The organism is Nodosilinea sp. E11 (assembly GCF_032813545.1).
Taxonomy (GTDB): Bacteria; Cyanobacteriota; Cyanobacteriia; order Phormidesmidales; family Phormidesmidaceae; genus Nodosilinea.
Genome location: NZ_CP136520.1, coordinates 2,036,366 through 2,050,359 on the forward strand (window position 1 = coordinate 2,036,366; position 13,994 = coordinate 2,050,359).

Annotated in this window: 10 protein-coding genes; 4 read left to right on the plus strand and 6 right to left on the minus strand. The window is 56.7% G+C overall.

Features of this window, described 5'->3' with window-relative positions:
• Positions 1-43: 43 nt before the first annotated feature.
• From lgt to RRF56_RS11295, 4 genes are all read right to left on the minus strand, one after another.
• Entirely contained in the window at positions 44-901 is an 858-nt protein-coding gene (lgt, locus tag RRF56_RS11280) for a prolipoprotein diacylglyceryl transferase (RefSeq protein ID WP_317037743.1), read from the minus strand.
• Positions 902-1,140: 239 nt separating this feature from the next.
• Entirely contained in the window at positions 1,141-3,066 is a 1,926-nt protein-coding gene (locus RRF56_RS11285; RefSeq protein WP_317037744.1) for an SLC13 family permease, read from the minus strand.
• Positions 3,067-3,683: 617 nt separating this feature from the next.
• Positions 3,684-5,639: an iron uptake porin gene (locus RRF56_RS11290; RefSeq protein WP_317037745.1), complete on the minus strand. Its 1,956-nt coding sequence runs from the start codon at positions 5,637-5,639 to the stop codon at positions 3,684-3,686.
• A 303-nt stretch (positions 5,640-5,942) separates the two neighbouring features.
• Entirely contained in the window at positions 5,943-7,376 is a 1,434-nt protein-coding gene (locus RRF56_RS11295; protein ID WP_317037746.1) for a nucleobase:cation symporter-2 family protein, read from the minus strand.
• A gap of 520 nt (positions 7,377-7,896) precedes the next feature.
• Here RRF56_RS11295 and RRF56_RS11300 point away from each other — a divergent pair.
• The 3 genes from RRF56_RS11300 (at position 7,897) to RRF56_RS11310 (ending at position 10,442) form a co-directional block, all read left to right on the plus strand.
• Complete coding sequence (locus tag RRF56_RS11300) at positions 7,897-8,763, plus strand: antibiotic biosynthesis monooxygenase (protein WP_317037747.1); 867 nt, start codon at positions 7,897-7,899, stop codon at positions 8,761-8,763.
• Between the two features lie 193 nt (positions 8,764-8,956).
• Entirely contained in the window at positions 8,957-9,748 is a 792-nt protein-coding gene (locus tag RRF56_RS11305) for a YoaK family protein (protein ID WP_317037748.1), read from the plus strand.
• A gap of 88 nt (positions 9,749-9,836) precedes the next feature.
• Entirely contained in the window at positions 9,837-10,442 is a 606-nt protein-coding gene (locus RRF56_RS11310) for a hypothetical protein (protein WP_317037749.1), read from the plus strand.
• Positions 10,443-10,680: 238 nt separating this feature from the next.
• Here the strand turns inward: RRF56_RS11310 and RRF56_RS11315 are convergent, their stop codons facing one another.
• On the minus strand, positions 10,681-11,916 hold the full coding sequence (locus RRF56_RS11315) for a DUF4336 domain-containing protein (RefSeq protein WP_317037750.1): 1,236 nt from the start codon (positions 11,914-11,916) through the stop codon (positions 10,681-10,683).
• A gap of 192 nt (positions 11,917-12,108) precedes the next feature.
• Here RRF56_RS11315 and msrB point away from each other — a divergent pair, with 192 nt between their 5' ends.
• Complete coding sequence (msrB, locus tag RRF56_RS11320; RefSeq protein WP_317037751.1) at positions 12,109-12,624, plus strand: peptide-methionine (R)-S-oxide reductase MsrB; 516 nt, start codon at positions 12,109-12,111, stop codon at positions 12,622-12,624.
• A gap of 166 nt (positions 12,625-12,790) precedes the next feature.
• Here the strand turns inward: msrB and RRF56_RS11325 are convergent, their stop codons facing one another.
• Positions 12,791-13,765, minus strand: coding sequence for an IS110 family transposase (locus RRF56_RS11325; RefSeq protein ID WP_317033747.1), 975 nt, complete (start codon positions 13,763-13,765; stop codon positions 12,791-12,793).
• Positions 13,766-13,994 lie beyond the last annotated feature (229 nt).

Genomic DNA, 13,994 nt, shown 5'->3' on the forward strand with positions numbered 1-13,994 from the left:
GATCGCCGGGGGCTTAGAGGCGCAGGGCAAACGACCTGTGGGCCTACACGACATCGGGCAGTGGGCGTTTGAGACGATAGAGCCACAGCAACCCGACAATGCCCAGGGCAATGCCGCCCAGGCTCACCAGTTGGGCTACCCGCAGTGGTCCCAGCATCAGACTATCCAGTCGCAGACCCTCAATCCACACCCGACCCAGGCTATAGGTGGCAAAGTAAACCAAAAATATTGTGCCTGCCTTCAGCCGCCCCGGATGACGCAATCCCCAAAAAAAGAGCCAGAGTACCAGCGCCAGCACCCCCAGGTTCCACAGCGACTCGTAGAGAAAGGTGGGGTGGTAGTAGGCGGCATCGGCCAGCCCCGGCGGTCGCTGAGCGGGGGGAATATACACCCGCCAGGGCAGATCGGTCGGGCGGCCAAAGGCCTCCGAATTAAAGAAATTGCCCCAGCGACCAATGGCCTGACCCAGCACCAGGGCCGGGGCGACCACATCCGCCAGTTGCCAAAAGGAGAGCCGATAGCGGCGGGCAAACAGCAGCGTGGCGATCGCCCCCCCCAAAATAGCTCCGTGGATAGCAATACCTCCCTGCCAGATGGCAAAGGCTTGCAGGGGGCGATCGGCGTAGCGATCCCACTCAAACAGCACGTAGTAGAGCCGTGCCCCCGGCAGTGCCCCCAGCACCAGCCAAATGGTCAGGTCGCCAATGCGCTCTGGGTCTAGGCCCCGCCGCCGACCGAGCCGCTGGGCCAGCAGCATGCCCAAAAATAGGCCCGAGGCAATCAGCATGCCGTACCAGCGGAAGGTAATTGGCCCTAGCTCAAAGGCCACTGGCCCCGGTGAGGCCAACTGCCCCAGGTTTGGCGGCAGTCCTCGGGCTATAGCATTTAGCGGCAGCAGCATAACCAAACTCTGTTTTTTCTAAGGGGTTTTCTAAAGGATTCTCGCAGGGTTGAGGGCGCTCACTCAGGCCCCACTGGGCAGTGAGTTAGGCCAGCACCATCATTCACCCTACCGCATCTCCGGTTAGCGCACTGGGGTTGGCCTCTCGGGCGCTCACGACAGAACCCAGAGCCTTAGCCAATCGGGTCGTACCGTGTCGAGGTTGGCCAGCCAATCGCCACTGAGAAAATCGGGCAGTTCTAAAACGGAAACACCCGTGGCACGATCAGCACGGTCAAACCCCAAAACATCAGATTAAAGGGAATGCCGACTCGCATGAAATCGGTGAATTTGTAGCCCCCAGGGCCGTAGACCATCAGGTTAGTTTGGTAGCCAATCGGGGTGCTAAAGCTGGCCGATGCCCCAATCATAATGGCCACGGCAAAGGGCATAAAGCTGACCCCCAGGTTTTGGGACAGCGATAGAGCAATGGGAAACACGACCGCCGCCGCCGCATTGTTGGTAATCACCTCGGTGAGCAGGCTGACGATGGCGTAGATGGCGGCTAGGGCGACCCAAGGGTTGCTCCCCACGATTCCCAGTACCGCTGTCGAGAAGGCCGAGGCGGCCCCAGTCACCTCCAGGGCTTTGCCCAGGCCCAGGGCCGCCGCCACGACCAAAATGACCGACCAGTCAATGGCGCGAAACCCCTGCTGAAACGAACAGCAGCCAGTGAGAACCATGAGCACCGCCGCCAGGGCAGCGGCATTGAGCATCTCCATCCAACCAAAGGTAGCTAGGGCGATCATCAGCACCAAAATGCCAAAGGCCACCGGCGCTTTGTCGTGGCGCAGGGGGTCGGAGTTGGGCACTGGGCTAATCAGGTAAAAATCGCGGGAGGCGCGGCGCTCCTCTAAAAAGGAGGGGTTGGCCTCCAGCAGCAGAGTGTCGCCGGGGCGCAGGCGAATATTGCCAATCTTGCCGGGCAGGCGCTCACCGTTGCGACCCACCGCCAGCACCACCGCTCCGTAGCGGCTGCGAAACTTGCCCTCGCGAATGGTGATACCTACCAGCGGGCAGGTGTTAGAGACCACCGCTTCCATCAGCGATCGCTCTCCCCGAGGCGAGTCAAGCTTAAACACCTGGTCGGTGGCGGGCTGCAATCCACGAATCTGGTTGAGGTCAACAATCGAGTCCACCATGCCCACAAACACCAGCTGATCGTGCTCCCGCAGCACCTCCTGGGGATTGATCACCGTCAACAGCCGCTCATCCCGCTGAATTTCGGTCAAGAACAGGCCCGGCAGGTGGCGCAGCCCCGCTTTTTCTACGGTTTTGCCCGCCAGGGGGCTGCCGTCTTCGACCACCATTTCGACGGTGTATTCGCGGGGGTCGTCGGTGCCGGTGATGGCGGGTTTGCGGCTGGGCAACAGCCAGCGCTGGGCCAAGATCAGCATTAGAGAACCGGCGATCGCGCAGGGCACCCCCACCGGCACCAAATCAAACATTCGCAGCCCCGGCAGATCGGTCTCGGCAATGAGCAAGCCGTTGACCACCAGGTTGGTGCTGGTGCCAATCAGCGTACACATCCCGCCCATAATCGCCGCATAGCTGAGCGGAATCATCAGCTTGGAGGGGCTAATGCGCAGCTTGCGGCACCAGTCGCCTACCGCTGGAATAAACATTGCCACAATCGGGGTGTTGTTCAAAAAGGCGCTCAGGCCCACCACTGGCACTATCAGCCGTAGCAAAGCCTGGGTGTGCCCCTGGGGCATGCCCAGCACCGACCGCGAGATAATGTCTAGCCCACCGGTCTGTTGCAGCCCTGCCACCACAATGTAGAGCACGGCGACGGTGACCATGCCGGGGTTGCTAAACCCAGCCAAGGCCGTACTGGTATCGAGGACGCCGCTCAAGAGCAGTAGGGCCAACGCCGCCAAAAACACCACTTCTGCGGCCAGAGTAGTCAGCGCATTCAATAAAAATGCCCCCAATGTTACCCCCAGGGCTAGCCCGCCCTGCCACCCCAAGGGCGGAAGGGTCACTCCGCCCAGCACGATCCCGCCACCGACTACGCCCGCTAGCACAGCTATGCCGATCAGGAGTTGTAGCCACCGCCTACCTGGCGAGGCGGCCCTCTCACTGGTCTCGGGCTGGTGTTCGGGTTGAAGCAAACTGTTTTTCATGACAGACCCATGGGCAGGGGCATTACGAGGGTGGCGAAGGCGGTGGGCGGGGTGAAACTCTGTCGTTGCTGCAAGTTGTCGGGTGGGCTTAGATAGAGGCACCCTTGTCCCTCCGCTGAGTCGGGTAAACGTCAGCCCTAGCAACAGCAGGGCAGGCACAACTTAACCCGATTATCCTCCCACAGCAAAACCATTCTGCCAGTTTAGAAATGAGTTTGAGGCGAATTCTGATCTAAGTCAGTTTAGACTCTAAGTAAATTTAGGTTTTTTGGCTTATTTTTTGCCCGTGGAGCTTTCATCCTAAATCCAAATTGCATAACCCCGATTCCCAAAAGGCCAAACCGTAGAGGCGCACGGCCTGCGCCCTGCTGAACGGGGGGTAGCCAAGGAGGATTTGGTATCAGGGGACCATAGGCAGAGTGTGGCGCAGCGTGGCTCGGCAAAAAGCCAGGGTTTGACCTTAGGAACGATGGCGCTGCCCTAGATTGCTCAACGGTCGCTGGCGGGCGATCGCATCCAACCGACAAAAGACCGTTCTCAGAAACAAAAAACCCTACCGGTTAACCGGTAGGGCCAAAGGTGAATACTGACCTGTCTGTGTGAAAGAAACGCTAACCCTAGAAAGACAGCTGGGCCTGCATATTGAAGATGACAATATCAGGGTTAGTGCTGAAGTTGTTAGCGTTCATAATCCAGTAGACGGAGGGCATCAGCGCTATGTTTCGGTTGAGCGGGTAGCGGTAGACAACCTCTACCTCTTGTTGCCTCCCCCCGTCGCCACCGCCGGACACCAGAAACTCGCGGCCGTTGATTACGCTAAAGGGAACCAGGTAGGAGATGGTGCCCTGCGCACCTTCTTTAAACAGGTTGGGAAAGGCCACCCCAAACTGAATCGACTGGGCATCGACGTTGCCGATACCGGCCCCAGTAGCGGCTTCAGTCAGTCCGACACTGCCGTAGCTGTAGCGACCAAATAACCCCAACCAGTTCAGCGGTGTCCAGTCAAAGTTGACGAGAAAGGTATCGGCGGGGGCGTTGGTGAGTGCTCCCCCAGCGCCGTTATCGGCTAGGCCGTAGAGGGGCTCACCAAAGGTGCCGCCGATCTGTCCGGCCGCGTTGGGCATGAGGTTAGAGCGGGTGTAGAGCAACCGCAGGTTGAAGTTGTTAAAGGGCCGTAGCCCTAGCTGGCCGGTGAGGGTGCTGGTGCCACCAAAAAGCCCGACAGCTGGGTTGCTAGGGGCTTTGGGGCCACCGATAAACTCGGTATTTTCGGCAAGATAACCAACTCGCACATCGAGCCAGTCGGCTACGTTCCACACAGCGATCGCCCCCGTGCCCCGATCGAGGGAGTTGACCTGGGTGCCACCGCTGGAGTTGAAGCTGTTGCCCCCGGTCAAAAAGAAGGTGTAGCGGTTTTGGTCAAAGTAGCTGTACCAGTTGATGCGGGGGCCGATGTCGAGGGTGAGGTTGCTACCCACTGGAAAGGCGTAGCTGAGTTCTCGCAGGTAAACGCTAAAGTCTTGGCCTGCCGGTACCCCAGTCTGAAACTGAATCGGCGTGCCAAAGGTGTTGAACAACCCTGCCGAAGCCCAGAAGTTGCCGGGGCCAGTGCCGCTGCCCGTCACCAGCTGGAGCTTGAGGCGATCGGCACCGCTAAAGGAGGTGTCAAAGTTCATCCACAGCAGGCTGCCCACATTGACCGCTGGGTCGCCCACCACTGTGGCTACAGGGGTAGCTCTATTATTAGTTTCTCGGAGGATGTCACCGCCAGAGAAACCGCCGCCGATGTTAAAGAAGGCTTGGCCTCGCAGCTTGGTTACGGTAGAAAATTGCTGGGCGCGCAGCTGAGCTGTGTCAGCCTCAAGCTGGTCAACTCGACCGCCTAGGGTGGCTAGCTCAGCGGCAAATTCTTCTTGCAGGCGCAGCAGTGTGATCAGGTCTTCTTCAGGCAGGCCAGCGCCTAGGGTGCTGGCAATCACATCTAGGCAGGCGTTGAGACCGGCGGCAAACTCAAAGCGGGTGAGGGTGCGCTGCCCCCGAAACGTGGTGTCGGGGTAGCCCTGAATACAGCCATAGTTCTCAACCAGGTTGTTCAGCGCCTGAAACGCCCAGTCGGACGGCGATACATCCGAAAAATCGGTAACCCGTGTCACCTGGGCCAGGCCTTCGAGGGTCTCAGGCTGCACGGTCGTATCGGCGGCCAGGCCAGCCTCTAGATCGCTGACCCGAAATCTGGTGGCCCGTTCAGCGTCGGTAGTGGACTGGGGTTCAGAGGCGATGAGCTGGGGTGTTGCTGCCTCAGTTGCCACCTCAGATCGTGCGCCGGGGGCAGCGATCGCATCGCCAGTCGCTTCCCCAAGCACCAGAGAGGTCAACCCTAAGGCTTCAGTTGGGGAGGGCGCGATCGCCAACTCCGAGCGATCTGAGCGATCGCTGGTGCTCTCGGTCGTGACCGAGGGGGCCGCTACCGTAGCGGTCGCCGACAACAGTAGTACCGACACCGCTAACAAACTGCGCTCACAGCCCTTCAAACCCAGGCGGGCTAAAGCGCTCAAACTTAAACCGTTCACCATGATATTTCCTCACACCAAAACTGTTGGACGCTTGTGCCATCGGGAACTTGACCGTGCTAACACCGTCACTACCTACAGACTCAGCCTCAACGCCTGTAGGTCTAAAAACCAGCGACAACGCGTTTGCCTGACTCAAGCCGACGGGCCAATACCTGACTCCTCAAAGTGGCCCTCACCCAGCAAACCAAAGGCTGCTCTGCCTGCTTTGGGCTAGGCGAAATCAGGGCCTGAACCATACCAAGCCCTGCAAGAGGGCGGCAGCTCCATGAAGCCGCCCCAGCAATGCACTCACTCTCCAGCGAGTTATGCCTCAGACAGCTCCGGAACCGCCTCGACCTTCACCTTGGGTCTACCCGGCAAGACGATGTTCAATAGAATGGCCGTCAGACCACCGGTAGAAATCCCCGAAGAGAACACGTTCTTAATCAGCGCAGGCTTGTCGGCCAATACCTCAGGGGCGTAAACCACCCCCAGACCCAGGGCCAACGAAACCGCCACGATTACGCTGGTGCGGCGATCGAGGCCGGTCGAGGCCACGATGTTGAGCCCCGCCACGGCGATGGAGCCAAACATGACCAGGGTTGCCCCGCCTAAAACCGGCTGAGGAATCACCTGAAAGATGCCGCCTACGATGGGAATCAGCCCCAGGACGGCGAAAATACCGGCTACATAGAAGCCCACATAGCGGCTACCCACCCCAGTCATTTGAATCACCCCGTTGTTTTGGCTAAAGGTGGTGTTGGGAAACGTGTTGAGCACAGCGGCAATGGCTGAGTTAATGCCGTCGCCTAACACGCCACCCTTAATGCGACGGAAGTAGGTAGAGCCTGAAACCGGCTCACCTGAAACCGCCGAGGTAGCCGTCAGGTCACCAATGGTCTCAATGGCGGTGATGACATAGAGCAGAATGAAAGGAACAAAGGCGGTGAAGTTGAAGTCTAGGCCGTAGCGCAGCGGTATGGGCAGGCGAATCAGCGGCAGATTGCTGAGAGAGCTAAAGTTGACCAGTCCCAAGGCAATGGAGATGGCGTAGCCCACCACTAGGCCAATGGCGATCGCGCCCATTCTCAAAAAGCGGTTTTGCGACAGGGTCAAACACACTACAATCGCCAGTACCAAGCCCCCCAGGGCCAGGTTTTGCGTGCTGCCGTAGGTCTCATTTTGAAGGGCTGCCGCCCCCCCGGATAGGCTAAAAAAGCCAGTTTTGATCAGGCTGAGGCCAATAATCATCACCACGGTGCCCGTAACTACGGGGGTGATCACCTGCTGGAGCAAGTGTAGAAACCGGCTCAAAATAATTTCAACCGCAGAGCCAAAAAAGCACAGCCCAAAGATCAGCGCCAGGGCTTGTTCGGGGGTGCTGCCGCTGGCAATGGCCGCTGAGCCCACCCCAATGACAGGGCCTAAAAATGCAAAGCTGGTACCCTGAAGACTCAGCAGCCCCGAGCCAACTGGCCCAAACTTGCGGCACTGAATAAAGGTGCAAATGCCGCTGGCCAATAGAGACATACTGACGATGATGCCAGTGTCTTCAGGACTAACGCCCAGGGCCGCACAAATGAGCAAACCAGGCGTAATGATGCCAACAAATGAGGCCAGTACGTGCTGTATGGCCACATAAAATGCTTCCCCCATCGGCGGTTTGTCGTTGAGGCCGTAGAGCAATTCAGACTGAAACGCAATTGTGTTTGCAGCTGCCTCTTGCTCTACGGTGCTATCGTAGTCTGCCTTTGCCATGTCCCCTCCAAAAATGGTTTTTCATAACAGCACTTAGCTTTTGCGACCTCTTTGCTGGACTTAAAGGATTACAACAACCAACAACAGGATTTTTTGTTCATTGAGATACAAACAAATTTGCTCTTGAGCTGCATCTAGCAGAATTTAAGCAAGTCCACTGATTTGTCTCTCGAAAACCGCTTTGACTATCAACGCTTAACAGCTGAGAGCTAGCTGTATACTGTATACACTTTCCCAAGGAGGTTATAGAAGGAAAAGGCAGCGTCGTTCTGTAGTCAAGCGCACAGGCCAAGGGAATATGTGCGGAAACAGTGACATAACCCACGACTAAAGCCCCAAAAGAACTAAAAATCTTTCTTTGGATAGGTGCGAACGTAACATTTACTCATTTGGGAATGGGAAATAACAGTATCGGAACTAACAAAATGGGGCTAGCCCTACCGCTAGGATGGGGCCTTGAGCCAGGGGTCGGGGTTGCTAAGCCCGCTTCACGCCACCACCTAAGAATTAGAGAAAACCTATGGTCAAGGGGCTAGGAAAAATCCTAGGAATCGGCTTACTCAGCCTGTTACTACTGCTGCCGGGCCTGTCTGCCTGGGCTGACAAAGTCGTAGAACCGCTGGTATTCGATGCCGGCGGAGGGGCGATCGCAGTACTGTCGTTCTACGAAACCGAGCCCGCCACTCAGGCCGATGCCGTTAAGTCGTTTTACAAAAGCACCAAATCGTTTTACAAAACTATTCCTGGGTTCTTGGGCTGGGCGCTATTCTCTAGCACCGATGGCACCCGTGTGGCAGAGCTGAGCCAATGGCGCGATCAAGACAGCTATGACGCTTTTCAAATCTCCCTAGCCAGCGATGGCGACGGCGAAGATTACACCAAATATTACGAGGCCTATGCCAGCGCTAAGGGCGGCAAAGGTAAGGGCAAAGCCAAAGAATCGGTAGAGTTGGGCGATCCTGTTTTGACGGTCTCTTTTGCCGTCGATCAGGTGGTTTCACCGCCGGGAATGGTTTCTGCCATCCCCGGTAATATGGCTCTGGTGCAAATTAGCGACATCACTACCGATGCCGATCACCCCATCAACTTAGTGGCCGCAGCCCATGCTGCCCTAGCCGATTTAAGCCAGTTTTACCCCGCCCCTCGCACGGCAATTTTACTCACAGGTCTGGAGGTCAACCACATTGCCCTACTGGCGAACTGGGGTAGCGTCGCAGAGTTTAGCGATTTAGACCAGGTGCCCCGCATTACCCTGCCAGACGACATCGCCCTGGCAATAGACGATGTCCCCGACGACCCCGAAGATGTCTCCTTTACAGCCGATACTCACCTTTACCAAACGGTCAAGGTGATCACGCCTAAGGCTGAGACATCTAGCAAAGAATAATACCGTTAGCTTTGTTACCGACGACGGAGCAACGACCCTCGATGATGATCTACAGGTCGGCCCATCGCTAGCCTTGAGATGTTTAGATTTCCCCATGCTACTGTCGGCTTTTCTGAGCCTGAGGCTAGGCTTTGAGCGGTTTTTCCCGAGTTGGGTTTGCTCCATGTTAATTCTGCTTACTTAGATACTTTCCATGGTTGCCAGTTCTCCTACAAAGCCTGGGTTTAGCCTGGGCAATTACCTCCTCAGCGATGGTCCAGCAGGGTTTATGTTGAGCTGGGTAGCGGGGTTTGTTGACACCTCTGCGTTTATCATTTTGTTCGGTATTTTTACCGCCCATGTCACCGGTAACATCGCCCTGGCGGGTTACGAGTTTGTGCAAGCTGACGAAGAATCGACCCTCATTCATCTGCTGATGTTTCCGGCTTTTATGGTGGCGGTGGCAGGCACCTCGCTGCTGGCCCGCTACGCTCGCAAAAAGCAGTGGCCAGTGTTTGCGGTACTGCTCACCGCCGAAGCGATCGCCCTCACCATCTTCCTGATTGTGGGAGTCAACCTTTCCCCCTCGCTAATTTTCAATATTCAAGAAGAATATATTTTGCCGATTGGCATCGCTGGGGTGGTGGCTATGGCCATTCAAAACGCACTGATGAAAGAGGCCAAGGGTGTTTTCAAGAGCTACATACCCACTACGGTGATGACCGGAAACACCACTCAGCTCACCATTGATCTGGTGCAGATAGCGGTGTCTAAGTTTGCGCCACCAGGAGATGAAAAAGCAGCCCTGGCGGCAGCAGAATCGGCCGAGCGAATGGGGCGAGTTTTGCCAATCATGCTAGGGTTTGCCTTCGGGGGGCTAGCGGCCACTTACTTTGTGCTAGTTTCAGAAACCTGGTGGAGCCTAGTTTTACCGGTGATCGTGATATCGTTCATGGCAGTTGTAGCCTTTTCAGAACATCTAAAGACTGCTGGCGATCAGCGTTAGGTAACTTTGTTTAGGCCAAATAGTTTTTGCTAAGTCTGTTTTAGCAAGCGTTGAGATAGTTGTGTTGATATACGGAGACTTTCCAAGCATGTTTCGTAAGTTTTTAGCCGTTGTGCTGTCCACCCTGGTGGCTCTTACTCTAGTAGTTAGCCCAGCTAATGCTGGCCCGCTTCCCTTCTCGATTCCGTTTTTTAATGACATTGATCTAACCGAAGGTCAAGCCGCTCTAATGGAAGAGCTAGAGTCGAAGTATGTACCCGAAATTGAGAGCATTCTCTTTCCTGAACAGCGGGAGAAATTTGAGCAGGCCATTCAGGAGGGGTTGAGTTTACGCAAGGCTTTTAAGTCAATGGCGTTGACCACAGGACAAAAACTAGAGCTTTCTAACACGATGAAGGCGATCCCTAAGGGTGAGCTGTTTGCCGCCCTGACCCCCGAACAAAAGAAGGAGGTCTTTATGAACAAGAAAGAAATGTTCATGCCTACTCCTGAAGAAATCGCCGAAAAAATCAAAATTGGCATGGAGAGCAAAGCGATGTATGCCCCCGATGCCCCTGATGCTGAAACCGCTCTCACCCCCGATGAGATTGCCGAGAAGGTCAAACTAGGCTTTGAGAAGAAGAAAGAATTTATGCCCAGCATGGAGGAGATTAAGGAGAAAATTGCCGCCAAGATGGAGGCTATGGCCGAGTAGGCTGGTGAGATAGCCTTGTGGAAGACGTTGCTGCCAATTGAGCATTGATGAATGGCAGTATGAACTTGGGTACGGGCGCACAGCTGTGTGCCCCTGCGAGGGACATTGATGCTTGAATTCATCCCTGTGCTCAGCAACCCCGCTATTTGCATTGGGTATACGGTTCTGAGGTCTACCTTGAACCGTATACCTGAAACCGTATGCCCCTCTAACCCATGATCGTGAGCTGGGTCGTCTTCTAAACCTCTGCTTTTTTGTCGGGAGCCGACAGAGTAATGGTTTGGCGAGGCCGAGAAATACCTCGGCTTAACAACAGTGCTTCAATTTGCTGCAACAGCTCAAAATCGGCCTCCGGCAGAGTCTGCCCTGGCTCAAGGGATTCATCGGCCTGCAAAAAATCAAACGCCTGCAAAAACTGCTCAGGGGTGGCAGCAATAGGTGCGTCTAAATGGGCCGGAATAATGCGCTCAAACTGCCAAGTGGCGACTGCCTTGGCCCAGGCTAAGACCTCCTCTGGCCCTCGGTTAAAGATTAGCGTCTTGAGAATGGGGGCCACCTGGAGCCGCCCCCCGTTGTGCAGCGACGCAAAGGACTGGGGCCAGTCAGGCCGCCAGCGGAAGGGGTAGAAGCCAAAGTAGTGCTGGCGCGATCGCACCGGAGCCTGCTTGGCCTCTTGCAACATTTCCCCTGTAGTGGCTACATCTAGGGTGCTGGGCCGAAAGTAAAAGGCAAACAGGGCAATGCGCTGCCACCCCTTGCGGCGGTTGGCCGGGGTGTCGGCGATCGCATCAGTACCTGTGTCGCGGGCATGGAACAGCAGCGGAAACGGGTCAATCTGCACGATCGCTGGCGGCTCCGCCGGAATCGCCACGATCGCATCGGTGACCAGCAGCGTACGGCTGGCTCGGTGAAAGCAGGCGGTTTCGCCAAAGGGGCCTAGCCCAAGGTCGATGGGCGGCAGCAGGGCGTAGTCGACCTGGTCGGCAAAAGGGGCCTGGGCGCTGTCGGCAGGGAGAATGTGGGTGCGATCGCGCGGCAACCCCAGCCAGGGCAGCGGCAAATTCAGCGGAAAACTCCACTGGTTAGGCGTCACATACACCTGGGCCTGGGGAAATTTGCGGGCAAAGGGGCCAACAAACACCTTGTGCTCAATGCCTGTCACCGTCGACATGACGATGTACTTCACCGGGCCGTAGCGGTCTTCTAGCTCGCGCACCAGGGCAATACATTCAGGCGTCGGGGCCACGGGCGAATAGACCAGCAGCCCCGTCGGCTCTAGCCGCACCACCGTCATGCGGATCGGCACCACCACGTAAAAAATGCCCTGGAACTGCTCAAAGGTCCAGACCTGGTCCTTGACCACCTCCACCCGCTGGGTGGGCCGCTGGCCATAGGGATAGAGGGGCACCAGGGGCCAAAAGGGCCAGGCCTGGTCGCGGCGACGCAGTGAGGGGGCAGAGGTGACGGCTGACATTAGGGCGCGGTAATAATCCCTGGAACTCAATCAATGGTAGTCATAGCCTACTAAAGAAAAGGGCTTCAGGGGAATCAAACCAAATTTTCAGAGGGTACTCAGCCTTGCCCAGGGCAGATACGTTAAGTTAAATAAAACGAGGGTTGGGCGATCGCCCGCCTCATCCATACCTACCGATGGTTTGATTCCGCCATGAAGCGACGCAAGCTTTTAGAAGCCGGTACCGCCGTGGTTGGCGGCTCCTGGCTGTTGAATACCCTGACCGCTGAAGTTTTCTCCAACCAACTCGACACTATGGCTACGACCAACGAGCAATTTACCGTCAACAAAACCGAGCAAGAATGGCGCGAGCAGCTCACCCCCGAGCAGTTTCGGGTGCTGCGCCAGCACGGCACCGAGCGGGCTGGCTCTAGCCCCCTCGACAAAGTCTACGAACCCGGCACCTTTAACTGCTCAGGCTGCGGCACGCCGCTGTTTACCTCCGACACCAAGTTCAACAGCGGCACCGGCTGGCCCAGCTTCTACGCGCCGATCGAGGGAGCGATTGCCACCACCACCGATCGCTCCTTCTTTATGACCCGCGTGGAGGTGCACTGCGCCACCTGCGGTGGCCACCTGGGCCACGTCTTTCCCGACGGCCCTGCCCCCACTGGTCAGCGCTACTGCATGAACGGCGTTTCCCTAGAGTTTGTGCCCGAGCAGGCCTAGCTACCGTAGGGTGAGCCGTGCTCACCATCGGGGAATAAGTGACTGTAGCTACCGTAGCGATTATCTTCTTTGTCAAGCTCATCCTGCTATGCGATTAGCCTCGGCGGGATGGCAGCGGAAATCAAGCCAGGAGCCCTGCCTGCATCAGACAGAGTCTTGCTGTTCCTTATGTGGCGGCGGGCAGGGAGCAAGCCGGAGCCTGCCAGAGGGTGTCATGTTCTACCATGGCATTGAGAATAATCACCAGTTTGTGCATGCAGGCCACCAGGGCAACCTTTTTGAGTTTTCCCCGCTGCAGCAGGCGCTGGTAGTAATCGCGAATGACCGGATTATGGCGAGTGGCGACTAACGCGGCCATGTAGAGGCCTGTGCGCACGGTGGCTCGACCGCCGCTAATCATCCGCTTACCCCGCATCTGGCCGCTATCGCGGTTGAACGGGGCGAGGCCACACAAGCTGGCTAGGCGCTTCGCTGAGATCTGTCCTAACTCGGGGAGTGAGGCCAAGAGGAGCCCCGTCGTCACAGCCCCAATACCCGGCACACTGGTGAGGATCTCGCGGGTGCGCTGCCACTGATCGCTCTGGGCGATGAGCTGCTCAATCTGGGTATCGAGGTCTTGGATCTGTTGCTTGAGCCAGTCAATATGCTGCTCAATGCTCTGACCCGTCCTGGCTCGTGCTGAGCGTTGCCGGGCTTTTTCGGCACTCATCATCTCGACGAGTTGCTGCCGTCGCGTGACGAGGTCTTGAAGGTGTTGACTGGCCTCACTCGCCATCGCCCGTACCTCTGGACGGATGGCATCGGCAAAGTGAGCCAACACCTCGGCATCAATTTTGTCTGTTTTAGCCATGCGCCCCGTGGCCCGGGCAAAATCACGCACTTGACGTGGATTCACCACAACGGCGGGCCAGCCCTCCGCCATCAACGTTCGCGCCGCCAGGGCTTGATAGCCCCCGGTCGCTTCCAGCACAATCAGACTCGTCTCGCGACGAAACGCCGTTAACGCCTGTAGCAACTCTCTTAAACCAGAGTCACTGTTGGCCACCTGAACGCTTAATCCAAGTGGACGGACGTACACATCTAAGGTGCGCTTGGATACGTCAATGCCAACCCATTGATGCGCTTGTGATAGTTCAGTCATGGTTGTATCCACCCGTGTAGGAGGTTAATCTGACATCACTCGTCCTTGCTCGATACGGAGTCTAAGCTCCTGGCGATTTTGCGAGTTAACTTCAGAGGTGTGCAGCGACCCATGCTACGTTCGGTTTTGGACAACCTAGGGTGGGACGGTCTGCCACACACCTCTAAAGATACAAGGGTGGGCACCGCCCACCATTGAAGACGTTTGCCAACAGTCCCCTTAGCCCTGC

What these genes read in the sequence shown, in the direction of transcription:
- lgt (WP_317037743.1), bottom strand. Translation starts at nt 901, where the DNA reads ATGCTGCTGCCGCTAAATGCTATAGCCCGAGGACTGCCGCCAAACCTG.
- RRF56_RS11285 (WP_317037744.1), bottom strand. Translation starts at nt 3,066, where the DNA reads ATGAAAAACAGTTTGCTTCAACCCGAACACCAGCCCGAGACCAGTGAG.
- RRF56_RS11290 (WP_317037745.1), bottom strand. Translation starts at nt 5,639, where the DNA reads ATGGTGAACGGTTTAAGTTTGAGCGCTTTAGCCCGCCTGGGTTTGAAG.
- RRF56_RS11295 (WP_317037746.1), bottom strand. Translation starts at nt 7,376, where the DNA reads ATGGCAAAGGCAGACTACGATAGCACCGTAGAGCAAGAGGCAGCTGCA.
- RRF56_RS11300 (WP_317037747.1), top strand. Translation starts at nt 7,897, where the DNA reads ATGGTCAAGGGGCTAGGAAAAATCCTAGGAATCGGCTTACTCAGCCTG.
- RRF56_RS11305 (WP_317037748.1), top strand. Translation starts at nt 8,957, where the DNA reads ATGGTTGCCAGTTCTCCTACAAAGCCTGGGTTTAGCCTGGGCAATTAC.
- RRF56_RS11310 (WP_317037749.1), top strand. Translation starts at nt 9,837, where the DNA reads ATGTTTCGTAAGTTTTTAGCCGTTGTGCTGTCCACCCTGGTGGCTCTT.
- RRF56_RS11315 (WP_317037750.1), bottom strand. Translation starts at nt 11,916, where the DNA reads ATGTCAGCCGTCACCTCTGCCCCCTCACTGCGTCGCCGCGACCAGGCC.
- msrB (WP_317037751.1), top strand. Translation starts at nt 12,109, where the DNA reads ATGAAGCGACGCAAGCTTTTAGAAGCCGGTACCGCCGTGGTTGGCGGC.
- RRF56_RS11325 (WP_317033747.1), bottom strand. Translation starts at nt 13,765, where the DNA reads ATGACTGAACTATCACAAGCGCATCAATGGGTTGGCATTGACGTATCC.